This is a genomic window from Shigella sp. FC1567 (genome assembly GCF_001743015.1).
Taxonomy (GTDB): Bacteria; Pseudomonadota; Gammaproteobacteria; order Enterobacterales; family Enterobacteriaceae; genus Escherichia; species Escherichia coli.
The window spans coordinates 1-706 of record NZ_MIIV01000350.1 but is presented as its reverse complement, the minus strand read 5'-3'; the positions used below and the strand labels follow the sequence as shown (position 1 = coordinate 706).

1 protein-coding gene and 1 pseudogene are annotated in these 706 nt (G+C 53.3%); both read left to right on the top strand.

Features of this window, described 5'->3' with window-relative positions; all coding sequences use genetic code 11:
• Positions 1–333 (top strand): annotated as a pseudogene (locus tag BHE85_RS17620) (IS1-like element IS1X2 family transposase); the annotation flags it as partial.
• Positions 334–399: 66 nt separating this feature from the next.
• On the top strand, positions 400–706 hold a 307-nt coding region (locus BHE85_RS17615), incomplete at its 3' end, for a transposase (RefSeq protein ID WP_032219445.1).

The window sequence follows — 706 nt, the reverse complement described above, 5'->3', positions numbered from 1 at the left end:
TGGCTGTTTTACGCGTATGACAGGATACGGAGGACGGTTGTGGCGCACGTCTTCGGTGAACGCACTCTGGCCACACTGGAGCGTCTTCTGAGCCTGCTGTCGGCCTTTGAGGTCGTGGTATGGATGACGGATGGCTGGCCGCTGTATGAATCACGCCTGAAGGGAAAGCTGCACGTTATCAGCAAGCGTTACACTCAGCGCATTGAGCGACATAATCTGAATCTGAGACAACATCTGGCAAGGCTGGGACGGAAGTCACTGTCGTTCTCAAAATCGGTGGAGCTGCATGACAAGGTCATCGGGCATTATCTGAACATAAAACACTATCAGTAAGTTGGAGTCATTTGAACCGCCCCGGGAATCCTGGAGACTAAACTCCCTGAGAAAGAGGTAAACAGGATGACTAAAAATACTCGTTTTTCCCCCGAAGTCCGTCAGAGGGCGATTCGTATGGTTCTGGAAAGTCAGGGCGAATATGACTCACAGTGGGCGGCAATTTGTTCCATTGCCCCAAAGATTGGCTGTACACCGGAGACTCTGCGTGTCTGGGTACGCCAGCATGAGCGGGATACCGGAGGCGGTGATGGCGGGCTCACCACCGCTGAACGTCAGCGTCTGAAAGAGCTGGAACGTGAAAATCGTGAACTGCGCCGCAGTAACGATATCCTTCGCCAGGCTTCCGCTTATTTTGCGAAGGCGGAGTTCG